The sequence below is a fragment of the Methylobacterium sp. AC315 genome (assembly GCF_979253755.1).
The window spans coordinates 22,985-44,804 of the sequence record NZ_CEEDEA010000009.1; the positions used below are offsets into that span (position 1 = coordinate 22,985).

The window sequence follows — 21,820 nt, forward strand, 5'->3', positions numbered from 1 at the left end:
GGCGCTGCGTCCGGTCTTGGCCTGGCGAAATCAATCGGGCGTCGCTTTGCGCGGAGATGAAATCAAGATCAACCGAACCGGACCCAGGCGGATCGCGGCGGAGCGCGCCTTGCCACGCGCTCGCCCGAGGCGGTCCCGCCGTGTGCGCCGGATCGTGGGAGCGCTCCTGCTGCTCCCCGCCGTCGGATTCATCTCCACGCTCACGCTGGCGCTCGTCTATAGCGCGGTGACGCCGCCGTCGACTCTGATGCTCGGACGCTGGTTGACGCTTCAGCCCGTGAGCCGGGATGCGGTGCCGCTCTCGGCGATCGCGCCGGCGCTGCCCCAAGCGGTGATCGCCTCGGAGGACCAGCGTTTCTGCCTCGATTACGGCGTCGATTTCGGGGCCATCCGCGAGGTCGTGGAGGACGAGGATTCGCCGAGCCGAGGCGCCTCGACCATCGCCATGCAGACGGTGAAGAACGTCTTCCTGTGGCCGGGCCGGTCCTACATCCGCAAGGCGTTCGAGATCCCGCTCGCGCTGGCGCTGGACGCCCTCTGGGGCAAACGGCGGATGATGGAAATCTATCTCAACATCGCCGAATGGGGCGACGGCATCTACGGCGCGCAGGCGGCGAGCCGCCACTGGTTCGGCAAGGACGCGAGCCGGCTGAGCCGGGGAGAAGCCGCCCTTCTGGCCGCCGTGCTGCCGAACCCGATCACCCGCAGCGCCGGCCGCCCCTCCCCCGGGGTCCGCCGCCGCGCCGCGCAGATCCAGGCCATGATGGGACAGATCGAAGGGCTTACGGGCTGTCTCCGGCGATGACGGTCTCCCGTGCTTCGGTGCTGGTCCTGATCGACGCAAGCATGCGCCGTCGCAAGAAACCGCTGACGGGGCGGATCAGCAGCCAATACGGCATGAACTTCAGCCGCGCGGCGCGGCTCGCGCAGAAGACGCGGGTCTCGGTGACGAGCCGGGTCCGGCCGTCGGGGTCACGCCGGGTTTGGAAGGCAAGGGCGAGTTTCGCGATGTGCGTCGCATCGCAGGCCACGAACGCGGCGTCGTCGGCGATCGTCTCGAGCCCGTAATCCGGTCGCCAGAACCGGCCGACCAACCCATAGACGATCTCGCTCTCGCTCCGGCCGAGGAGCGTGAAGTCGTCGAAGCCGAATTGCGGACGCACCGCATCCGGCTTGCCAAGGACGCGCATCGGCCATTCCCGCAGGCCGATCATGAGCCGAAAGAATCGATCCGAATCCGGTCGATAGGCGGCAACGCGGTCGAGGATCGCGGCAGGTTCGGCAGCCACCAGGCAGGCATGCATCTCGCTGAACTGGTAGGTCGGCAGGTATCGGTCGAGGAGGCGCATGCCGGTGTCAGGTAGCGTCCGCTGAATGTGTTTGAGCCGATCGTCCCGCACAGTCATCGCGAGTGCAGCGAAGCGACCAAGTACAGCGCGCGCTCCCCGAACAAGGCGCTATCCTCGCTTGCTTCGCTGCGCTCGCGATGACCGCGTCGGTCGCCCCAAGCCGATCAATCGGAGACCACATTGGCCGCCAATCCTGTGCGTCCGGCTGGTTGCGTTCGACCATACAATCGTCGCCGACGCGTGGCCAATTCAAGAAAAAAGTATCCCGGCGCCCGCCCGGCGGCACCAGTACGCGGCTGCGGCCGATCTTGAGGATATCGACACGCCGTACGTCGACTGGAAAGGCCACAGCTTCAGGAAGCAACACCAACGGATCGTGATCGCAGGTGTGGACAGTCGAACCGGCCATGGGCATCCCCGATTCGCGAAATCAAACCCCATCTATGAGTGATCGGACGCCATGCGGGAACAAGGCCGTACCGGGCGGTAGCAGCCTCCGAATCGGCTCTGTAAGAGAGGCGCCAGAACCACGACATCCGGGACCGACCGACCATGAACGACGCCGTCTACGACCTCACCCTCGAGCGCATCGCCCTGATTCGCCGGATGGTGGTCGCCTGGAACGGCGCCGAGCCCGGCGCGCCGATGATTCACCCGGAGGCGCCCTACGGCAGCCACGACCGGGACGGCGACATCGCCAACGTCACCGGGGACGACGACGGCGCCGAGGAGGAGCATCGGGCGCTCGAGGATGGGATTGCGGTTTTCTCGCAGAACGCGAAGCTCAAGCCCGGCCGCTACCAATACCACAACCCGCTCGCCAAGCTGGATTGCGCGGCGATCACCGACGTCTTCCGGGATGCCGCCACCGGCGAGACGCCGGAGCACATCACCTTCGCGGTGACGGACGCGCATCTCGCGCTGATCCCGCAGCTCAACCACGTCTGGGACGCGGAACACGGCGTGCCGCGCATCGACCTGGAGCGGCCCTATGGCGGGACGGGACCGTACACGCACGCCATGGGGCAGCACATCGGCGGCGCCACCGATGACGACAGCCTGGCCCGGCTTCACCGCGAGATGCAGCCGGCCTTCCAGATCTTCCTGCGCTACGCCGATCTCGGGCCCGGCCCGTTCCGCAGGAATGCCGCGTCGGTCTGGGAGCCCGCCTGAGCGAGGCCCCCGGGGGCCGCTCAGGCGTCCCGCTTCTTGCGCTGCGCCAGGGTGCGCAGCCGGAGCGCGTTCAGCTTGATGAAGCCCGCGGCGTCGCGGTGATCATAGGCCACGGCGCCTTCCTCGAACGTCACGAGGTCCTGATCGTAGAGCGAGTGCGGGCTCTCGCGGCCGATCACGTGGACGCCGCCCTTGTAGAGCTTCAGCCGCACCGTGCCCGTGACCTTTTCCTGGCTCTTGTCGATCAGCGCCTGGATCATCTCGCGCTCAGGCGAGAACCAGAAGCCGTTGTAGATCAGCTCCGCGTATTGCGGCATCAGCTGGTCCTTGAGGTGGGCCGCACCACGGTCGAGCGTGATCGATTCGATCGCCCGGTGGGCCGGCAGCAGGATCGTGCCGCCCGGCGTCTCGTACATGCCGCGGCTCTTCATGCCGACGAAGCGGTTCTCCACGAGGTCGAGCCGGCCGATGCCGTTGTCGTGGCCGAGCTGGTTGAGCTTGGCCAGCAGGCTCGCGGGCGACAGGGCCTCGCCGTCGATCGAGACCGCGTCACCCCTCTCGAACCCGATGGTGATGATGGTCGGCGTGTCCGGCGCCTGCTCCGGGGAGATCGTCCGGGAGAAGACGTAGTCCGGCACCTCGACGGCCGGATCCTCCAGCACCTTGCCCTCCGAGGAGGCGTGCAGAAGGTTGGCATCCACCGAGAACGGGCTCTCGCCGCGCTTGTCCTTGGCGATCGGGATCTGGTGCTGCTCGGCGAAGGCGATCAGCTGCTCGCGCGAGCGCAGGTCCCACTCGCGCCAGGGGGCGATCACCGTGACGTCGGGCTTCAGCGCGTAGTAGCCGAGCTCGAACCGGACCTGATCGTTACCCTTGCCGGTGGCGCCGTGGCAGACCGCGTCGGCCCCGACCTTCTCGGCGATCTCGATCTGCTTCTTGGCGATCAGCGGCCGCGCGATCGAGGTGCCCAGCAGGTACACCCCCTCGTAGACCGCGTTGGCCCGGAACATCGGGAACACGTAGTCCCGTACGAACTCCTCGCGCAGGTCCTCGATGTAGATGTTCTCGGGCTTGATGCCGAGCAGCTCCGCCTTGCGGCGGGCGGGCTCCAGTTCCTCGCCCTGGCCGAGATCGGCCGTGAAGGTGATGACCTCGCAGCCGTAGGTGGTCTGCAGCCACTTCAGGATGATGGAGGTGTCGAGGCCGCCGGAATAGGCCAGCACCACCTTCTTCACGGGGCTCTTCGCGGGATCGGACATGCTGGTTCCGGAACTGGTGCAGGGTGTCGGCGGCTTATCGCGGGCATCATCGGCCTGCAACCGGCGTGCCGCCTCGCGCGTAGCCTGTTGCCGGACGATCGACAGCGTTTCGCCTCATGACGGCCTTGCGGCCGTGTGAGGTACGGCGCGGCGCGGGCATTGCCTGATCCCGGCCGCACGAGAGCATCGGAGAAGCGAAATCTATGGCGCGCCAGCCAACCTTGGAGTTCTGGTACGAATTCGCCTCCTCGTATTCCTATCTGGCGGCGATGCGGATCGAGGCGGCCGCCGCCGATGCGGGCGTGACCGTGCGCTGGCGGCCGTTCCTGGTCGGGCCGCTCTTCGCGGCGCAGGGCTGGACGACGTCGCCGTTCAACCTCTATCCGGCCAAGGGCAAGAACATGTGGCGCGACGTGGAGCGCGAGGCCGCCCGACTCGGCCTGCCGCCGCTCACCCGTCCGGCCCAGTTTCCGCAGAACAGCCTCAGCGCGGTGCGAGCCGCGGTCTACGGGCACGACCAGGATTGGCTGGTGCCGTTCTCGAAGGCGGTCTTCACAGCGAGCTTCGCCGAAGGGCGCTCCATCGCCGAACCGTCCGCGGTGGTCGAGATCCTCGATTCGCTCGGTCTCGACGGCACCCAGACGGTGCGTGCCGCCGCCGGCGAGGCCAACAAGACCCGGCTCCGGGTCAGCGTCGAGGAGGCGCGGTCCCGCGGCATCTACGGCGCCCCGACCTTCCTGGCCGATGACGGCGAGCTGTTCTGGGGCAACGACCGTCTGGACCAGGCCCTGGCCTGGGCGGTTGGCGACCGCCCGGCCGGGATCCGGTAGGGCGGCGTTCACGAACCGGCATCATCTGTCGGCGCAAGTTCCTGTTCCGGCCCCGCTCCGGCCGAACGATCCCCTCTGTCCCGCACGGATTCCATGGCGCTGTCCCGTCGTCACCTCATCGCCGCCGCGGCCGGCGCGTCCCTGGGCGCCGGGCTCGGGCACGCGGCCGCGCAATCCTACGGCCAGCGCGTCGCGGTGACCGGCGATGATGGCCGGCCGGTCGCGAACTCGATCCTGCCGGGTGAGATCACCGGGCAGATCCCGGACCTGCGCGGGGTCACCTATGCGGGGCCGCGCGAGGCCCAGACCACGCTCTACGAGTTCTTCGACTTCAACTGCCCGTACTGCCGAAAGGCCGCGGCCGATGTGGTGGCGTTGCACGAATCGGATCCGGACCTGCGTGTCGGCCTGGTCAACAATCCGATCCTGTCGCCGCAATCCGCTCAGGCCGCAAAGGTGATGCTGGCCGTCCAGCGCAAGCTCGGCGCTGCGGCGGCCTGGGGATTCTACCGGACGCTGCTGAGCAAGCCCGGTCGCATCGACGGACCCGGCGCCCTGACGGCCGCGGCCGCGCTCGGCATCCCGCAGGCGGACGTCGAGGCGATCGCGGACAGCGAGGAGGTCCGGCTGGCGCTCAAGAGCCAGATGCGGATGGCAGCCGACCTCGGCCTCTACGCGACGCCCTCGTACGTCCTGGGCAACAGCGGGATCCTCGGTCACCCCGGCGCCAACGCCATGGCGAAGATGATCGCCAGCACGCGGCGGTGTGATCGCCTGGCCTGCTGAAGCCGGCTACGTCACACTTCCGCCGCCGTAGCGCGCAGAGCCGCGCCGGTCCGTGTTGCGTGCGGCCATGCTGGCATGCTAGGCGGTCGCCGCGCCACAAGGGCTGGTCCTGGACCGTTCCCATTGCTGGCGCGATCCCACGTCCCGAACGGTATCCGCACCGTGCTCCCGGCCGGAGCGCGCGGATCGGGCGGGCAACAGAGAAGAGAGCGACGGGTGGCGCAGAACGGTTCCGAGGCTGGTCCCCTGGTCGCAGGCGTGGCGGGCCGGTACGCTTCCGCCCTCTTCGAGCTCGCGCGTGACGAGCGCCAGGTCGACGCAGTCGCCGAAGCACTCAATCAATTCGATGGCCTGCTGAAGGAGAGCGCGGACCTGCGCCGCCTCGTCCGCAGCCCGGCCTTCACCCCCAACGAGCAGGTCGCCGCCATCGGTGCCGTGCTCGACCGCGCCGGGATCGGCGGACTGGCCGGCAACTTCATCCGGCTCGCGGCCTCGAACCGGCGCCTCTTCGCCCTGCCGGGCATGATCCGCGCCTTCCGGTCTCTGGTCCAGGACTTGAGGGGCGTCGTGCGCGCCGAGGTGCGGGTGGCCGAACGGCCGTCCGACGCGCTGATCGAGGAGATCAAGGCGTCCCTGCGCGACATCGCCAAGTCCGATGTGGACGTCGATCTGGTCATCGATCCGAGCCTGATCGGCGGCCTCGTCGTCCGGATGGGCTCGCGCATGATCGACGCGTCCCTGAAGACCAAGCTCAACGGTATCCGCCTCGCGATGCGGGCCGCGCGTTAAGCGCGCCCCCATCCGATCCGAACATGCACTGACGATTTAGCGACAGAGGCCGAGTATGGACATCCGCGCCGCCGAGATCTCCGCGATCCTGAAGGACCAGATCAAGAACTTCGGCGAAGAGGCCGAGGTCTCCGAGGTTGGGCAGGTCCTGTCCGTTGGTGACGGCATCGCCCGCGCCTACGGCCTCGACAACGTCCAGGCCGGTGAGATGGTCGAGTTCGAGTCGGGTGTGCGCGGCATGGCGCTCAACCTCGAGCAGGACAACGTCGGCATCGTGATCTTCGGCTCCGACCGTGAGATCAAGGAAGGCCAGACCGTCAAGCGTACCGGCGCCATCGTGGACGTGCCGGTCGGCAAGGGCCTGCTCGGCCGCGTGGTCGACGGCCTCGGCAACCCGATCGACGGCAAGGGTCCGATCGAGTCCACCGAGCGTCGCCGCGTCGACGTGAAGGCGCCGGGCATTATTCCGCGCAAGTCGGTGCACGAGCCGATGGCCACGGGCCTGAAGGCGATCGACGCCCTCATCCCGGTCGGCCGCGGCCAGCGCGAGCTGATCATCGGCGATCGCCAGACCGGCAAGACCGCCATCGCCCTCGACACCATCCTGAACCAGAAGCCCGGCCACGCCGCCGGCGGCGACGAGAAGGCCAAGCTCTTCTGCATCTACGTGGCCATCGGACAGAAGCGCTCCACGGTCGCCCAGTTCGTGAAGGTGCTCGAGGACCAGGGCGCCCTGGAATACTCGATCGTCATCGCCGCCACTGCCTCGGACGCCGCGCCGATGCAGTTCATCGCGCCGTTCGCCGGCTGCGCCATGGGCGAGTATTTCCGCGACAACGGCATGCACGCCGTGATCGTGTATGACGATCTGTCCAAGCAGGCCGTCGCCTACCGCCAGATGTCGCTGCTGCTGCGCCGCCCGCCGGGCCGTGAGGCTTATCCGGGCGACGTGTTCTACCTCCACAGCCGCCTGCTCGAGCGCGCCGCCAAGATGGGCGACGCCGCCGGCAACGGCTCGCTGACCGCGCTCCCGGTCATCGAGACCCAGGCCAACGACGTCTCGGCCTACATCCCGACCAACGTGATCTCGATCACCGACGGCCAGATCTTCCTCGAGACCGACCTGTTCTACCAGGGCATCCGCCCGGCGGTGAACGTCGGCCTCTCGGTGTCGCGGGTGGGCTCCTCGGCCCAGACCAAGGCGATGAAAAAGGTCGCCGGCAAGATCAAGGGCGAGCTGGCGCAGTACCGCGAGATGGCGGCCTTCGCGCAGTTCGGCTCCGATCTCGACGCCTCGACCCAGCAGCTCCTGAACCGCGGCTCGCGGCTCACCGAGCTCCTGAAGCAGCCGCAATTCTCGCCGCTGAAGATGGAAGAGCAGGTTGCGGTGATCTACGCCGGCGTGAACGGCTACCTGGACAAGCTGCCGGTCAACAAGATCCGCGCGTTCGAGGACAGCCTGCTCAGCACGCTGCGCACGAAGCATCAGGACCTGCTCGGCGCCATCGCCACCTCGAAGGACCTGTCGGACGAGAGCGCCGGCAAGCTGAAGAGCGTGGTCGAGGGCGTGGCCAAGTCGATCGGCAACTGATCCGACACGAACCTTGCGACCTCCCCGCGTACGGTGGGGAGGGACGGGGTTGGACGCCGGTGCTGACCGCACCGTCGGGCGCTTGACCCGGCACCACCCCCACCTTCGGCTCCTTCCCACATGGGGGAGGAGAGGCCCTGGAACGGATCTGGACGCGGCCCGATGGCGAGTTTGAAGGACCTGCGCAACCGCATCACCTCGGTGAAGGCGACGCAGAAGATCACCAAGGCCATGCAGATGGTCGCGGCGGCCAAGCTGCGCCGGGCGCAGATGGCCGCCGAGGCCGGCCGTCCCTTCGCGGAAAAGATGGCCCAGGTGCTCGGCAACCTGGCGGGCAACCTGGTCGGTGGCGTGGGCGCCCCGAAGCTGCTCTCCGGGACCGGCGCCGATCAGACCCATCTTCTGGTCGTCTGCACCGGCGATCGCGGCCTCTGCGGCGCGTTCAACTCCTCGATCGTCCGCTTGGCGGTCCGGGAATACATTCTGAAGCTCACCGCCGAGGGCAAGACCGTCAAGATCATGACGGTCGGCAAGAAGGGCAACGACCAGCTGCGGCGCCTGTATCGCGACCAGATCGTCGAGAGCATGGATATCCGCGGCAACCGCCCGGTGGACTACGAGTTCGCCGCCGAGATCGCCAGCAAGATCCTGACGCGCTTCGAAGCCGGCGAGTTCGACGTCGCGACCCTGTTCTACTCCGAATTCCGGTCGGTGATCTCGCAGATCCCCACCGCGCAGCGGTTGATCCCGGCGGAACTGCCGGCGGTCGATACCTCTGCGAAGGCTGGGATCGGCAACGCCGCGCTGGAATTCGAGCCGTCCGAGGAGGCGATCCTGGAGACGCTCCTGCCGAAGAACCTCACCGTGCAGGTCTATCGGGCGCTCCTGGAGAACGCGGCATCCGAGCAGGGGGCGCGCATGAGCGCCATGGACTCGGCAACCCGCAACGCCGGCGAGATGATCAAGAAGCAGACGCTGATCTACAACCGTACGCGTCAGGCCATGATCACCAAAGAACTCATCGAGATCATCTCGGGCGCGGAAGCTCTCTGAGGCACCGCGACCTGAACGCACAGCTTGAAGGGTAGGTTTACAATGGCGAACACCGCAATCCCCGGCGCCGGCTCCAACAAGGTCGGCAAGATCATCCAGGTCATCGGCCCCGTGGTCGACGTGCAGTTCAGCGACGGCCACCTGCCGGAGATCCTGAACGCCCTGGAAACCAAGAACAACGGCGCCCGCCTCGTTCTCGAAGTCGCCCAGCAGCTCGGCGAGAGCACCGTCCGCTGCGTCGCCATGGACACGTCCGAGGGCCTCACCCGCGGTCAGGAGTGCACGGACACCGGCGAGCCGATCAAGGTTCCGGTGGGCATGAACACCCTCGGCCGGATCATGAACGTCATCGGCGAGCCCATCGACGAGGCTGGCCCGGTAGTGTGTGACACCTACCGCGCCATCCACCAGCCGGCCCCGTCCTACGCCGACCAGTCGACCGAGGCGCAGATCCTGGTGACCGGCATCAAGGTCGTCGATCTGCTCGCCCCCTACGCGAAGGGCGGAAAGATCGGCCTGTTCGGCGGCGCCGGCGTCGGCAAGACCGTGCTGATCATGGAGCTGATCAACAACATCGCGAAGGTGCACTCGGGCTACTCGGTGTTCGCCGGCGTCGGTGAGCGTACGCGTGAGGGCAACGATCTCTACCACGAGATGATCGAGTCCAAGGTGAACCTGGACCCGAAGGAGAATGGCGGCTCGGCCGCGGGCTCCAAGTGCGCCCTGGTCTACGGTCAGATGAACGAGTCGCCCGGCGCCCGCTCGCGGGTCGCGCTCACCGGCCTGACCATCGCGGAGCAGTTCCGCGACGAAGGCCAGGACGTGCTGTTCTTCGTGGACAACATCTTCCGCTTCACGCAGGCCGGTTCCGAGGTGTCGGCGCTTCTCGGCCGCATCCCGTCGGCCGTGGGTTATCAGCCGACGCTCGCCACGGACATGGGCGCGCTGCAGGAGCGCATCACCACCACCAACAAGGGTTCGATCACCTCGGTGCAGGCGATCTACGTGCCGGCCGACGATCTGACCGACCCGGCGCCCGCCGCCTCGTTCGCCCACCTCGACGCCACGACGGTGCTGTCGCGCTCGATCGCCGAAAAGGGCATCTACCCGGCCGTGGATCCGCTGGATTCGACCTCGCGCATGCTGTCGCCGGCCATCCTCGGTGAGGAGCACTACGACGTCGCCCGCCGGGTGCAGCAGACCCTGCAGCGCTACAAGGCGCTCCAGGACATCATCGCGATCCTGGGCATGGACGAGCTGTCCGAGGAGGATAAGCTCACCGTCGCCCGCGCCCGCAAGATCGAGCGCTTCTTCTCGCAGCCCTTCTCGGTGGCCGAGGTGTTCACCGGCTCGCCGGGCGTGCAGGTGCAGTTGGAAGACACCATCAAGGGCTTCAAGGGCCTGGTGAACGGCGACTACGACGACCTGCCGGAGGCTGCCTTCTACATGGTTGGCACGATCGAGCAGGCTCAGGAGAAGGCCAAGAAGCTCAAGGCCGCGTAAGGCCCGCCAACCCCCTCCCCCTCGCGGGGAGGGGCCGGGGTGGGATGGCCGCGGCGAGGCTCGCCGGTGCTGCCCGAACCACCCCACTTCCACCTGCGCCCCACGATGGGGCGGAGAGCGCGTTGCGGTTCCGGGATCGTCCTGAGATGGCCACCTTCCACTTCGATTTCGTCGGCCCCGAGCGGACGCTGTATTCCGGCGAGGTGACGGCCGTTCAGCTCCCCGGCACCGAGGGCGAGATGACTGTGATGCCGGGCCATGCCCCGGTCCTGACGTCCTTGCGGGTCGGCGTCATCGTGATCACCGAGAGCCAGGGCAGCGGCAAACGGATCTACGTCCGCGGTGGCTTCGCCGATATCGGCCCGACCGCCGTGACCGTCCTCGCCGAGCGCGCCGCGCCGATCGAGGAGCTCACCCACGAATCCCTGGACCGGGATATCGAGGCGGCCGAGTTGCAGCGCGACGCCACCGAAGATCTGCAGAAGCGCGAAGATCTGAACGGCCAGATCGTGCAGCTCCAGGAGACCAAGGCGCTCCTCAAGCTCTGAGAGAGAACGCGCGGGCACTCGCCAGCGCGCGCTCCAGCAGCTCGGTCCTCGCCGCGGTATCGGTCGGGCAGCCGCGCTCCAACCAGAGTTCCCGGGCCGCTGCCAATCCACGGCCGATGGCCGGACCTGCCGGGAGGCCCGCGGCCACGAGATCCGCCCCCGCGAGCGGGAAGCGCGGCGCACCGCCTGCACCGCTCAGCGAATCCAGCGCTTGCCGCGCCTCATCCTCCATGACAGGCCGGGGCTCGCCCGACACGATCGTCAGCGTTTCCTTGAGGAGCGGCAGGCCGTGCTCGGCCACGAGCGCCCGGGCCGTGAGTGGGTCGATGTCGGCGCGACCGTGGAGGTCTGCCAGCGCATCCGCGTAGCCGCTGAGCAGCGCGTGCTCCTGCTTTGACAGGCGCAGCCGTTCGCGCAGCCGGTCGACATCGTGCCGCCCGCCGACCGAGAGGGCCGCGAGGCGCATCACCGGCGAGAGCGCTGCGGCGAACGCCCGATCCAGGCGCCCCAGTTCTGCGACGCCGCCGGTGATCCGCTGAAGGAGCCCGGTGGCGCTCAGGACTGCGACCATTTGGGTGCCGTTGCGGGCAGCCAGCAGTTTCACGAATTCGGCCCGGACCCGCTCGCGGGACAGCCGGTCGAGGGCGTCCCGGGCGGCGACGCAAGCGGCGAGCCCCGCCTGATCGGGAGGGCCGGCGCCAAATCGGGCGTGGAAGCGGAAGAAGCGCAGGATCCGGAGCGCATCCTCGTGGATCCGGGTCCCGGGATCGCCGATGAAGCGCACCCGCCCGGCCTTCAGATCGGCGAGACCGCCGACCGTATCGTACAGGCGCCCGTCGGCTCCCAGGGAGAGGGCGTTGACGGTGAAGTCGCGCCGCTCGGCATCCCGGGCGAAATCGCCACCGAACCGGACCACCGCATGGCGGCCATCGGTCTCGACATCCTCGCGCAGGGTCGTGACCTCGACCGGCCCGTCCTCTGTCACCAGGGTGATCGTGCCGTGCTCGATCCCGGTGGGCACCGCCTTGAGGCCTTGCGCCTTCCGGGCGGCATCCATCACGGCGTCCGGCAACAGCGTGGTCGTGAGGTCGATGTCGGCGGACGGGCTGCCCAGCAGCGCGTCGCGCACGCAGCCGCCGACCAGGCGGGTCTCGGCGTGCGGAACATCGAGTGCGGCGAGTGCCCGGCGTACGCCCGGCTGGCCCAGCAGGGCCGCGAGCGCGCCGTAATCGAGGGCGGCCTGGCTCACTTGAAGCCGCCCGGTACCAGACGGCCGTTCTCCATATGGGTCGGCACGTAGCCGCCGGCCCTGCGCTCCGAGAACAAGCCCTCGTAGACCAGCGTCCCGATGACGATGGCGAGGCCGGCGAGGACCAGACGGACGAGGTGCGGGTCCCAGTGCACCCGGCGCATCGGGTTGCGGCCCACGAGCACCAGGTAGGCCATGAACAGCACGAACGGGATGAGGAAGAGGCCGAACTCTTCGATGAGGCGGCGCAGCATGATGGTCGGTTGCCTTATCCCGCGGGGTGGGGGCCGGTTTCCGGGTAGAGGCGCTCCCGGAGGTTGTTCAGGATCCCGGCGGTGACGCCCCAGATCAGCCGGTCCTCGAAGGTCAGGGCATAGTACCGGCGGGTGCGTCCCTGCCAGACCCGCGCCTGCAGAACATAGCGGTCCCGGTCCATCAGCACCGGCATCGGCACCTCGAACACGTCCGCGACCTCGCTGGGGTTCGGCGTGAAGGCGGCGTCGGCCGGGACCACGCCGATCACCGGCGTGACGAGGAACCCTGTGCCGGACAGGTAGGGGTCGAGATAGCCGAGCAGGCGGACCGAGTCGGGTGCGAGCCCGATCTCCTCGTGGGCCTCCCGCAGGGCGGCGTCCGCGGGTCCGGGATCGGCCGGGTCGATCTTGCCGCCCGGCAGCGCGACCTGCCCGGAATGGTCGCGCAGGTTGGCCGCCCGCTGGGTCAGGACCAGCCTCAGGCCGTCCGTCCGGAACACCACCGGCACAAGGACTGCCGCCCGCCGGTGCGGCGGCGGCGGGATCACCGCGCTGCCGTCCGGGTCGAGACTGTGGTCCCCCCGGGGATTCGAGGTCGGGTCGTCCGGGCCTGGCGGGTCCGGGGAGAGGTGGGACGCGGCGCGGGCGAGGAATTCGGCGAGCGGGTCGCTCACGCGGCCTCGGCCGGGGCGATCGTGTGGAAGGTGCCGCCGGCCCAGAGGCCGAGCCAAGGCCGCCCGTCGATCACCCGCTCCTCGGCGAGTTCCACCAGATCGTAGGTGAGCGCGCGGGTGACCAGGGCCGAGAGCCCGCGCCGGACATGAAGATAGGGCTTCAGAGCCCCATCGGGCTCCTGCTCGAAGCGCAAGGCATGTTCCGAATCGACGCTCACGAGATCGTCGACATTGGTCCGGAACGAGATCCGCCGGTCCTCCCCGCCTCCGTCCACCGCCATCTCGACGGCCACGAAGGCGGCGTCGTCCACGGTGATGCCGACGCTCTCCACGGGGGTCACCAGCACCGTCCGCCCATCCGGCTCGCGCCGCAGGATGGAGGCGAACAGCTTCACCATCTTATCCCGGCGGATCGGCGAGCCGTTGTGGTGCCAGGTGCCGTCCGCGGCGATGCGGATGTCGATGGGCCCGCAATAGGGCGGGTTCCATGTCTCGACCGGCGGCAGCCCACGCTTGGGCAGGTCGCCCAAGGCGGCGCCGAGGCGGCTCAGGGTCGGGTCGGGGGCGGGATCCTCACTCATGCCGGTTACAGATAGCGTCCCGGGGGCCCGGCAACCACGGGTGCTTTCCTGCCTTCTGCCGCTGACTGTCGTCGTCATCGTTCATGCGGGCGCCAGGATCCACAGGGCCGAGGGATTTCGATCCGTCGGCCGCATCCCGACGCACGCCGGGGCGTGCGCATCAGGCTCAGGTGGAGAAGGGACATCCAGCCTCATGCGGTTCCGCATCTGGTTGGCGTCGGCCCTCACCCGCGTTCAGGCCGGCCCCGCCCCCTGCGTGTTCACATAGACCGCGTAGAGCGACTGGCTCGCGGTCATGAACAGGCGGTTCCGCTTCGGGCCGCCGAAGGTGAGGTTGCCGCAGACCTCGGGCAGGCGGATGCGGCCGATCAGCTTGCCCTGCGGCGACCACACCGTGACACCGTTGTAGCCGACCGCCCGGCCCGCGTTGCTCGCGACCCAGAGGTTGCCGTCGACATCGGCCCGCATGCCGTCCGGTCCGCACTTCACGCCGTCCACGACGCAATCCGAGAACAGCCGCTGGTTCGACAGCTTGGGGCCGTCCCCGACATCGAAGGCGTAGATCTCGCCCTTGCCGCCGGCTCCGGTATCGCCGGGGCCTTTCCCGGTGGAGGACAGGTAGAGCGTCTTGTGGTCGGGCGAGAAGCACAGCCCGTTCGGATTCGGCACCTGCGCGTCCGTCAGGATCTGGTCGATCCGGCCGGTCGGGTCGATGCGGTAGAGCGCGTTGGGGAGCGCGCGCTTGCCGACGGCGATCCCGGCCGCCTGGCCGAGCCGTGGATTGATCCGGCCCTGCGGGTTCGAGGGGCCGCCCGCCTCGTCCGGCATCCCCTCGTACAGGAGACCGCCATAGGGCGGATCCGTGAACCAGTACGATCCGTCGGCGTGCTGCTCGACGTCGTTGGGTGAATTGAACGGCTTGCCGTCGAAGCGGTCGGCCAGGATCGTGGCTGAGCCATCGAGCTCGTAGCGCACCACCCGCCGGGTGATGTGCTCGCAGGAGATCTGGCGGCCCTGGCGATCGAAGGTGTTGCCGTTCGAGTTGTTGCTGCGGCTGCGGAAGACGCCGACATGCCCGTCCTCCTCGAGCCACCGCATCTGGCGGTCGTTCGGGATGTCGCTCCAGATCAGGAAGCGGCCGAGGCTGTTCCATGCCGGCCCCTCCGCCCAAAGTGCGCCGGTCCAGAGGCGGCGGATGGCGCTGTTGGGAACCACGTAGGGGCCGAAGGCCGGATCGACCGTGATGACGTCGGGATCGGTGAAGTAGGTGGTCGGGGCCGCGCCGGGACGAAAGTCGCGGGGCGGGTCGGTCACGGTGCTCGGCGGCTCCGGCTGACCGAGAGCCGCCGTGGTCGAGGCAAGGGCTGCGCCAGCACCGACGAGCATCGCGCGACGGGACGGTCGCGCGAGTCCAGTTCTGACAGCGTCATCCTGTGATTGCCGCACGATAGTCCTCCCCGTACGCCGACCGATCGTCGATCTAACTCTTGCCGATCTCGGCAGTATGACTGGGACCGCGTTTCGATCAACCGGGTTTGCGGCGCAGGATCTTCCAAACACCGTCTGCTGTCGCCACCAGGCGCGGGCCTTCGCGTATCTCCCCGCGCATGAAGACCAGGGAGCCGGTGCGCTTCACCACCCCGGGGTGCACGGTGAGCCAGTCGCCGAGGCGGCCGACATCGATGAACTTCATCTCGAGCTGGATCGTCACGCAGTTGGCGCCGTCGGCGGCCCGCATCGCGGTCTCGCCCAACGCGCGGTCGGCGAAGCTCATCAGCATGCCGCCATGGACCACCCCGATCAGGTTGGCGTGCTTCTGCTCCGCACGGAACGCGTAGGCGCCGTCCGCGGCGCGGACATGGAGCGGGCCGACATGGGCGATGAAACCCTCGTCCTCCACCAGCGCCCAGCCCTCGGATGCAGGATCGAAGGGTGTCGGGTCAGTCGCCATTGCGTCTCGTCCCTCGTGTCGTTGAAGGGTATCGGGCCTGCCGAAACTCAGGTGCCACGGGGCTTTGCCCGCCGGGTCGGCGCCTCGGCCAACGGGTCTTCCGGCCAGGGATGGCGCAGGTAGCGCCCGCGCATCTCTGCACGCACCGCCGCCCAGGAACCGCGCCAGAAGCCCGGCAGATCCCGGGTGATCTGAATCGGGCGATGCGCCGGCGACAACAGGTGCAGCACGAGGGGACGGCCGCCCGCGGTGGGATGGCGGTCCAGGCCGAACAATTCCTGCACCCGGACCGCCAGCACAGGCTCGGCCTCGGTGTAGTCGACCGGGATGCGCGAGCCGGTCGGCACCTCGACATGGGTCGGCGCCTCCCCGTCGAGCCGGCCGCGGAGCTGCCAGGGCAGCAGGCCCTGGAGGGCGCCGCCGAGGTCGTCCGGGGTGATCGCCGCGAGGGAGTTGCGTCCGACGAGCGCCGGCGCCAGCCAAGCTGCGGCACTGGCCCCGAGGGCGGCGTCGGAGAGATCCGGCCAGGTCGTATCGCCCTCGGCGGCGTGCAGGAACTGCACGCGGGCCCGCCATTGCGACAGTCCCGGCGTCCAGGGCAGCCGATCGATCCCGAGGCCGACGATGCCGCTGGCGAGGATCTCCGCGGACGCGGTGTCGGCCGGGACAGGCAGCGGCCGCTCTCCGAGGCTGACCGCACCCAGGCGCCGGACCGCTCTGGCCCGCAGGGCGGCGGCCTGCGAATCGAAGGTCACCTCGGTGCGCGCCTCGATCCGGTCGGAGAACAGCCTCTCGATCGCGTCGGCACCGATGGAAGCCGCCGCCAGGATGCGAGCGTTGCCGGCGGCGCCGGCCAAGTCGGCGATGACCAGGTAGGTCTCCCGGGCGAGTGGACTCGCCGGATCGAGTCGGCCGGCGCGGCCGCTCGCCATCACGAACTCGCCCTCCCGTCCCCGGGCTCGGGCGACCCGGTCCGGATAGGCCAGGGCGAGCAGCAGGCCGGCGGCTTCCGGGGCGTAATGTTGCGCGCCGCCAGCGATCCGCGCCCAATTCTCGGCCAGGCGGCGCATATCCGCGGCCCGGGCTCCTCGGTCTCGCCGGAAGCGCTCGACCCGCTCGTCGAGGTCGATGCCGTCGCCGCCCAGCCCACGTTCGACCAGAACTGCCGCGAGATCTGCGGCGGCGCGGGCGTGGCCGGTTCCGGCCGCCGCCGTCACCATCCGGGCGAGCCGGGGCGGCAACGGCAGGGCGCGCAGTCGCGTGCCGACCTCGGTCAGGCGACCGTCGGCGTCGAGCGCCCCGAGGGCGGCCAGCATGGTGCGGGCCTCCGTGAGCGCCGGGGCGGGCGGTGGATCCAGAAAGGCGAGCCTGCCCGGATCGGTCACGCCCCAGGCTGCGCAGTCGAGCAGCAGGCCGGCGAGGTCCGCCGAAAGGATCTCCGGGCGGGTGAACGGCTCCAGCGCGTTGGTGCCGGCCTCCGACCACAGCCGCCAACACAGCCCCGGCTCGGTCCGCCCGGCCCGCCCCCGGCGCTGGTCGACCGAGGCGCGCGACGCCCGGGCGGTGACCAGCCGGGTCAGGCCGAGGCCCGGCTCGTAGACCGGCACGCGGGCCAAGCCGGAATCGACCACGATCCGGACGCCCTCGATGGTCAGCGAGGTCTCGGCGATGCTGGTGGCCAGCACCACCTTGCGGGTACCGGCCGGCGCCGGCGCGACGGCGCGGTCCTGCTCTGCCGGGGTGAGTGCGCCGTAGAGCGGGGCGAGCTGGACCTCCGGCCCGATCTTCGCGGCCAGGATGTCGTGCGTCCGCCGGATCTCGGCCTGTCCCGGAAGGAACACCAGCACCGACCCGGGATCGGCCCGGAGCGCCCGCAGCGTGACCTCGGCCACCGAATCCTCGATCCGCCGGTTCGGGTCGCGCTCGGCGTACCGGGTCTCCACCGGGAAAGCCCGACCCTCGGACGCGACCACGGGGGCGTCGCCGAGCAGCCGCGCGACGCGGGCGCCATCCAGGGTCGCGGACATGACCAGGATCCGCAGATCCTCGCGCAAGCCGCCCTGTGCATCGCACGCGAAGGCTAAGCCCAGATCGGCGTCGAGGGACCGTTCGTGGAATTCGTCGAACAGCACGGCCCCGATGCCCGCGAGCTCCGGATCGTCGAGGATCATGCGGGTGAACACGCCCTCGGTCACCACCTCGATCCGGGTCCGCGCCGAGATCTTCGAGCCGAGCCGCACCCGCAGGCCGACCCGTTCGCCGACCGGCTCGCCCAGGGTCTGCGCCATCCGGGCGGCGGCGGCCCGGGCCGCCAGGCGGCGCGGCTCAAGGAGGATGATCTTACGCCCCTCGAGCCAGGGGGCGTCGAGCAGGTCGAGGGGGACGCGCGTGGTCTTGCCGGCGCCGGGGGGCGCTACCAGCACGGCGGCATTCCGGGCGGATAGCACCCGACGCAGTTCGGGGAGTGCGGCCTCGATCGGCAGCGCGGAGGTTGGACCGGCCATCGCCTCCGCTGATGGCCCGGCCCGGCGCGGGGCGCAACCGCCCGGCGCTCCCCCGTGACGCCGAGGCGCGATCGAAACCGATCGGCCGCCCCTGCCCTGGCCGGCGCCGCAGGCCGAGGCGAACGTACGCGTAACGATTTGGGAGTGAAACGATGCGCATCCGCCTCGCCGCCCGCGCCCTGGCGCTCGCGGCCCTGTTCCCCACCCTCTCGATCGCGGCCGAAGAGCGCCTGCCGACCATCCCGCCGCAGGTTTATACGCCCGAGCAGAAGCAGGCCGCCGAGGCGTTCGAGCAGGCCCGCGGCAAGCCGCCGTTCGGCCCGTTCCAGCCGCTGATGCACTCGCCCGAGGTGATGACCCTCGCCCGCGCGATGGGCGACTATCTGCGCTTCAAGCCCAAGATCGGCACGACGCTCTCGGAACTGGTGATCCTGCTCACGGCCCGGCGCTGGACCCAGGATTACGAATGGTATGTCCACGCCCCCATCGCCGAGAAGGCGGGCATCGTCCCCGAGATCGTCGCGGCGATCCGCGATGGGCGCCGGCCGGCCCGGATGAGCGAGGACGAGACGATCGTGTACGACTTTACGACCGAACTGCAGGATACGCGGCGCGTCTCGGATACCACCTACGCCCGGGCGGAGGCCCGGTTCGGGAAGGCCGGTATCGTCGATCTGGCCGCCATCTCGGGCTACTACACCTTGCTCGCCATGGAGCTGAACACGGCACGCTATCCGATTCCCCAGGACGGTCAGCGCCTCCCGAGGCTTCCGGAGTAAACAGGGTTCTCCACAGCGCTCCGGCATCCGGATCCCCGTTATCCACAGGGTTTGCCGACGCCCTCGCGCGTTGGCGGCCATGCGTTGACGAAGCGTTAACCCTTCTGAATTGTTCTCCCTTCGTTCCGGCGTGTGACGAAGGAGACCCCGATGCTGACCCAGGCCCTTGCTGCACAGGCGGATCATGCCTGTCCGGTCGACGCGATCAGCCGCGCCTATCTCAGCTTCACCGGCGGCGATGCCGTTATCGCGCTCCGCTGCGCCATCGCCGACGCCCTGTCCGACCTGATGGAGGCCGAGCGGCGCACGCGCGAGCGCAGCCGCCTGATTTCCCGGGGCTACGTCCGAGAGGCGCCGATGGTCGCCGTCGGGACTGAAAGCTGAACGGTGGCTGCAGGCGGACTTCAGAGCCGATGCAGCGACGCCCAGGCATCCTGTCTCCTGTGATCGGGATCGCCCTGGTGATCCCGCGCTTCATTCGGAGTCAGGCCATGAAACGGATCGCTGTGCTTTCGGCCGCCGCGCTGATCGGCGCGGGGACCCTCGCATCCACGACCGCCGAGGCACGCGGCGGTGGCGCCGTGGTGGCCGGCATCATCGGTGGCTTGGCGGCCGGTGCCCTGATCGGTGCTGCCGCCCAGGCCGCGCCGGGCTACGGCCACGCGTACGGCATCCAGGACGACGGCTACGCCCCGATCCCCGTGGTCGTCCGGCCGCGGCCGGCCTACCGCGCCTACGACGCCGTCGAGCCGGTCTACGCGACGCGACGCGTGGTCACCTACGAGCGAGTCCCGGTGGGCTACGGTCACCGCCGCTGGCGCGACGATGCGGATTACGACGACGAAGGCGGCTACGGTCGCCACCTCGGTGGCGACGATCGCGGCTGGTGAGGACGGGACGGCGCGACGATCCCGGCGGGCGACCCGAACGGTGATGTCCGGATCGGCCCGGGTGCCGTGGCACCGGAACGGTCTCGTCCCGCGCGCCCGTCCGTCGATGGCTACGCCTGGTCCACGGAACCGATGCAGGGCACCGCTGCGCCGTGGTCGCGTACCCGATCGGGGGCGGGTCGGGTACGAGTACCGACTCAATCCGGACTGACCCAACGGCATCGGCGATTCCATGCTTGTCCATGAAGGCGAGACGCGCACCCGCGATGCCGACCTGACCCTGTCCTGGTCCCTGGCGGCGGTGGCCGGCGCCCTGAATACGGCGGGCTTCTACGCCGTTGGGTTCTACGCCTCGAACATGACCGGCAACGTGTCGGCGATCTCGGACCGAGCCGGGACCGGCGACCTGATCCTCGCCGCCCAGGCGCTGCTCCTCGTCATCCTGTTCGTGCTGGGCGCCGCGACCTCGACTCTGCTGATCCGCCGGCGCCGGCGCCACGCCCCCTCCGGGGCTTACGCCTACGGCATCCGGGCCGAGGCCCTCCTGCTTGCTGCGATCGGTCTGGTCGCACTCCCCATGGCCGAGCCGGCGCGGGGCGAGGCTCTGGTGTTCGGCCTGAGCTTCGTCCTGGGCCTGCAGAACGCCGTGGTGACGAAGATCACGGATGCCCGGGTGCGGACCACGCACGTCACCGGGATGATCACCGATATCGGGATCGAACTCGCGCGCTGGCTCGATCGCAAAGCCGGCGATCCCCTGGCGAAACGCCACGACCCCGACAAGCTGCGGCTTCACCTGATGACGGTCGGCGCGTTCCTCGGCGGTGGCCTCCTGGGTGTGGTCGCGTACCGCGCGATCGGCGTCGGGCTGCTGTTCGCCGCCGCCGCGATCCTGGCGCTCCTGGCGGCCCCCACGATCGGCCCGCGCCGCTCGGCCCCGGCCGAGTGAGCGCGTCGTCGCGCGGGCCTCAGGCGGTGATGTCGAGAAGCTGGCCGCTCATGCGGTCGGCGGTGCGCGCCACCGCGGCGTTCAGGGCGAAGGATGTCCGCGACCCGATCAGATCCGCGACGGTGCTCGACAGATCGACCTGCGCGGCGGGCGGCAGTGCCGCATCGCCGACCGGTACGCCGATCTCCGCGATGCGCTGCGCCGCAGTCCCAAGCCGGTCGGTGGCCCGGGTCATCCCGGTGGTCGCGGTCTGAAGCGCGTCGATCATCGTGGGCTCTCCTCCCACCGATCCTCGCACGGACTCGAGAGACAAGGGTTTCGCGGATCGATCAAATGCAACGGATTGCGCCGATCTCATCCGCGCAAAGTCGACGGTCGATCGGCGTTGGTATGCGGGTTGCCCGTGCAAGTTCGTACGGGATCGGCCGACCCGAGCCGAACCGGCCTGTCACCATCCGCAATTGGGCATGGGCGGCTGCGGCTTGGCCAAGGCCGCCTTCTCGATCGCCACCACCGGCCCCCAGGCGTATTTCTGCGCGTGCGGCGTGACGTTGGCGAACAGGCAGCCGAGCTGGAAGTGGCTGGCGCCCATCTCGCCCGAGAAGCCCATGCAGTCCAGGAAGGTCCAGGTTTTCGGGGCCGGAATCATCGAGCGCCAACGCGGCATCGCCACAGGCGCGCAGACCTTTACGGCCCCGGTGCCATCGTCGGCGTTCAGGGCGCTGTCGGGCGTCTGCCCCCGGGCCGGGGCGGCGGCCAGACTCGCGACGAGCAGGGCGGCCAGGATGGCGCGGCGTGATCTGGGCCGGGTCCATAGGGGTGCGTTCATCGGTCAGTGCATCGTCCGCCACAGGGTCGCGAGGATCGCGAAGCCGATCACGTTGTACAGGATCGCCCAGATCCAGACGCCCATCACGGCGCGGCTCGGCTGCCGGGGGCGCTGACGACCGAGGCGCAGGCGATCCCGATCCTCGGGCGTCGGCCAGATCGCGCTCTTGGGCGCTCTCAACAGCCGGGTCAGGGCGTCGGGCAGATCGGTGCCGGGCGGTCGTTCGCCGCTCATGACGGCCTCCGATGCGGCGGTGGGACAACCGGCACCTGCGGCCGG

At 69.4% G+C, this 21,820-nt stretch carries 25 protein-coding genes; 13 read left to right on the forward strand and 12 right to left on the reverse strand.

Going from position 1 to position 21,820, the window contains the following annotated elements; all coding sequences use genetic code 11:
• Positions 1–109: 109 nt before the first annotated feature.
• Positions 110–805: a monofunctional biosynthetic peptidoglycan transglycosylase gene (gene mtgA / locus AC0IY0_RS16445; RefSeq protein ID WP_419829512.1), complete on the forward strand. Its 696-nt coding sequence runs from the start codon at positions 110–112 to the stop codon at positions 803–805.
• Here mtgA and AC0IY0_RS16450 read toward each other — a convergent pair.
• Positions 783–1,349 carry a hypothetical protein gene (locus tag AC0IY0_RS16450; protein WP_147905668.1) on the reverse strand — a complete coding sequence of 189 codons (567 nt, stop codon included), beginning with the start codon at positions 1,347–1,349 and terminating at the stop codon, positions 783–785. The two genes, mtgA and AC0IY0_RS16450, sit on opposite strands and share 23 nt — an antisense overlap.
• Positions 1,350–1,901: 552 nt before the next feature.
• On the opposite strand from AC0IY0_RS16450, the gene AC0IY0_RS16455 reads away from it, so the two are divergent.
• The gene (locus tag AC0IY0_RS16455; RefSeq protein ID WP_147905667.1) at positions 1,902–2,522 is read left to right on the forward strand and encodes a hypothetical protein; all 621 of its coding nucleotides are present in this window, start codon (positions 1,902–1,904) and stop codon (positions 2,520–2,522) included.
• A 20-nt stretch (positions 2,523–2,542) separates the two neighbouring features.
• Here AC0IY0_RS16455 and AC0IY0_RS16460 read toward each other — a convergent pair whose 3' ends face one another.
• Positions 2,543–3,781: an argininosuccinate synthase gene (locus AC0IY0_RS16460; RefSeq protein WP_147937659.1), complete on the reverse strand. Its 1,239-nt coding sequence runs from the start codon at positions 3,779–3,781 to the stop codon at positions 2,543–2,545.
• 203 nt (positions 3,782–3,984) lie between these two features.
• On the opposite strand from AC0IY0_RS16460, the gene AC0IY0_RS16465 reads away from it, so the two are divergent.
• From AC0IY0_RS16465 to AC0IY0_RS16495, 7 genes are all read left to right on the forward strand, one after another.
• Positions 3,985–4,611, forward strand: a complete 627-nt coding sequence (locus AC0IY0_RS16465; protein WP_147905665.1) for a 2-hydroxychromene-2-carboxylate isomerase — start codon at positions 3,985–3,987, stop codon at positions 4,609–4,611.
• Positions 4,612–4,704: 93 nt separating this feature from the next.
• Complete coding sequence (locus tag AC0IY0_RS16470; protein ID WP_471764655.1) at positions 4,705–5,397, forward strand: DsbA family protein; 693 nt, start codon at positions 4,705–4,707, stop codon at positions 5,395–5,397.
• Between the two features lie 216 nt (positions 5,398–5,613).
• Positions 5,614–6,186 carry a F0F1 ATP synthase subunit delta gene (locus tag AC0IY0_RS16475; protein WP_471764657.1) on the forward strand — a complete coding sequence of 191 codons (573 nt, stop codon included), beginning with the start codon at positions 5,614–5,616 and terminating at the stop codon, positions 6,184–6,186.
• A 55-nt stretch (positions 6,187–6,241) separates the two neighbouring features.
• A complete protein-coding gene (gene atpA, locus AC0IY0_RS16480; RefSeq protein ID WP_147905662.1) occupies positions 6,242–7,777 on the forward strand; it encodes a F0F1 ATP synthase subunit alpha in 1,536 nt (511 codons plus the stop codon).
• A 162-nt stretch (positions 7,778–7,939) separates the two neighbouring features.
• Positions 7,940–8,830 (forward strand): F0F1 ATP synthase subunit gamma, encoded by an 891-nt coding sequence (locus AC0IY0_RS16485; protein WP_147905661.1) that lies wholly within the window; start codon positions 7,940–7,942, stop codon positions 8,828–8,830.
• A gap of 42 nt (positions 8,831–8,872) precedes the next feature.
• Positions 8,873–10,333, forward strand: coding sequence for a F0F1 ATP synthase subunit beta (gene atpD, locus AC0IY0_RS16490; protein WP_147854040.1), 1,461 nt, complete (start codon positions 8,873–8,875; stop codon positions 10,331–10,333).
• Between the two features lie 146 nt (positions 10,334–10,479).
• Positions 10,480–10,881, forward strand: a complete 402-nt coding sequence (locus AC0IY0_RS16495) for a F0F1 ATP synthase subunit epsilon (protein ID WP_058190458.1) — start codon at positions 10,480–10,482, stop codon at positions 10,879–10,881.
• Here AC0IY0_RS16495 and AC0IY0_RS16500 read toward each other — a convergent pair.
• The 7 genes from AC0IY0_RS16500 to hrpB all read right to left on the reverse strand — a co-directional run bounded on the left by AC0IY0_RS16500 (position 10,871) and on the right by hrpB (position 18,094).
• Positions 10,871–12,130, reverse strand: coding sequence for a CCA tRNA nucleotidyltransferase (locus tag AC0IY0_RS16500; RefSeq protein ID WP_471764659.1), 1,260 nt, complete (start codon positions 12,128–12,130; stop codon positions 10,871–10,873). The two genes, AC0IY0_RS16495 and AC0IY0_RS16500, sit on opposite strands and share 11 nt — an antisense overlap.
• Entirely contained in the window at positions 12,127–12,384 is a 258-nt protein-coding gene (locus tag AC0IY0_RS16505) for a DUF6111 family protein (RefSeq protein WP_147905659.1), read from the reverse strand. Before AC0IY0_RS16505 ends, AC0IY0_RS16500 begins: the two co-directional genes overlap by 4 nt.
• A 14-nt stretch (positions 12,385–12,398) precedes the next feature.
• On the reverse strand, positions 12,399–13,058 hold the full coding sequence (locus AC0IY0_RS16510) for a CoA pyrophosphatase (RefSeq protein ID WP_419829507.1): 660 nt from the start codon (positions 13,056–13,058) through the stop codon (positions 12,399–12,401).
• The gene (locus tag AC0IY0_RS16515) at positions 13,055–13,639 is read right to left on the reverse strand and encodes a DUF1285 domain-containing protein (protein ID WP_147905657.1); all 585 of its coding nucleotides are present in this window, start codon (positions 13,637–13,639) and stop codon (positions 13,055–13,057) included. Before AC0IY0_RS16515 ends, AC0IY0_RS16510 begins: the two co-directional genes overlap by 4 nt.
• A 234-nt stretch (positions 13,640–13,873) precedes the next feature.
• Entirely contained in the window at positions 13,874–15,025 is a 1,152-nt protein-coding gene (locus AC0IY0_RS16520; protein ID WP_246692561.1) for an SMP-30/gluconolactonase/LRE family protein, read from the reverse strand.
• Positions 15,026–15,164: 139 nt separating this feature from the next.
• Complete coding sequence (locus AC0IY0_RS16525) at positions 15,165–15,590, reverse strand: PaaI family thioesterase (protein ID WP_147905655.1); 426 nt, start codon at positions 15,588–15,590, stop codon at positions 15,165–15,167.
• Between the two features lie 47 nt (positions 15,591–15,637).
• On the reverse strand, positions 15,638–18,094 hold the full coding sequence (gene hrpB, locus AC0IY0_RS16530) for an ATP-dependent helicase HrpB (RefSeq protein WP_471764662.1): 2,457 nt from the start codon (positions 18,092–18,094) through the stop codon (positions 15,638–15,640).
• Positions 18,095–18,246: 152 nt separating this feature from the next.
• Between hrpB and AC0IY0_RS16535 the strand changes: the two genes are divergently transcribed.
• The 4 genes from AC0IY0_RS16535 to AC0IY0_RS16550 all read left to right on the forward strand — a co-directional run bounded on the left by AC0IY0_RS16535 (position 18,247) and on the right by AC0IY0_RS16550 (position 20,712).
• The gene (locus tag AC0IY0_RS16535) at positions 18,247–18,873 is read left to right on the forward strand and encodes a carboxymuconolactone decarboxylase family protein (protein ID WP_147905653.1); all 627 of its coding nucleotides are present in this window, start codon (positions 18,247–18,249) and stop codon (positions 18,871–18,873) included.
• Positions 18,874–19,023: 150 nt separating this feature from the next.
• The gene (locus AC0IY0_RS16540; RefSeq protein ID WP_471764664.1) at positions 19,024–19,257 is read left to right on the forward strand and encodes a hypothetical protein; all 234 of its coding nucleotides are present in this window, start codon (positions 19,024–19,026) and stop codon (positions 19,255–19,257) included.
• A gap of 107 nt (positions 19,258–19,364) precedes the next feature.
• Entirely contained in the window at positions 19,365–19,763 is a 399-nt protein-coding gene (locus AC0IY0_RS16545) for a hypothetical protein (protein WP_147937668.1), read from the forward strand.
• A 232-nt stretch (positions 19,764–19,995) separates the two neighbouring features.
• Positions 19,996–20,712 (forward strand): YoaK family protein, encoded by a 717-nt coding sequence (locus AC0IY0_RS16550; RefSeq protein ID WP_147905651.1) that lies wholly within the window; start codon positions 19,996–19,998, stop codon positions 20,710–20,712.
• A gap of 19 nt (positions 20,713–20,731) precedes the next feature.
• On the opposite strand, the gene AC0IY0_RS16555 is transcribed toward AC0IY0_RS16550, so the two are convergent.
• The 3 genes from AC0IY0_RS16555 to AC0IY0_RS16565 form a co-directional block, all read right to left on the reverse strand.
• Positions 20,732–20,980, reverse strand: a complete 249-nt coding sequence (locus AC0IY0_RS16555; protein ID WP_419829501.1) for a flagellar protein — start codon at positions 20,978–20,980, stop codon at positions 20,732–20,734.
• A gap of 180 nt (positions 20,981–21,160) precedes the next feature.
• Entirely contained in the window at positions 21,161–21,541 is a 381-nt protein-coding gene (locus tag AC0IY0_RS16560) for a hypothetical protein (protein ID WP_471764666.1), read from the reverse strand.
• Between the two features lie 3 nt (positions 21,542–21,544).
• Positions 21,545–21,775, reverse strand: coding sequence for a hypothetical protein (locus tag AC0IY0_RS16565; protein WP_471764668.1), 231 nt, complete (start codon positions 21,773–21,775; stop codon positions 21,545–21,547).
• Positions 21,776–21,820 lie beyond the last annotated feature (45 nt).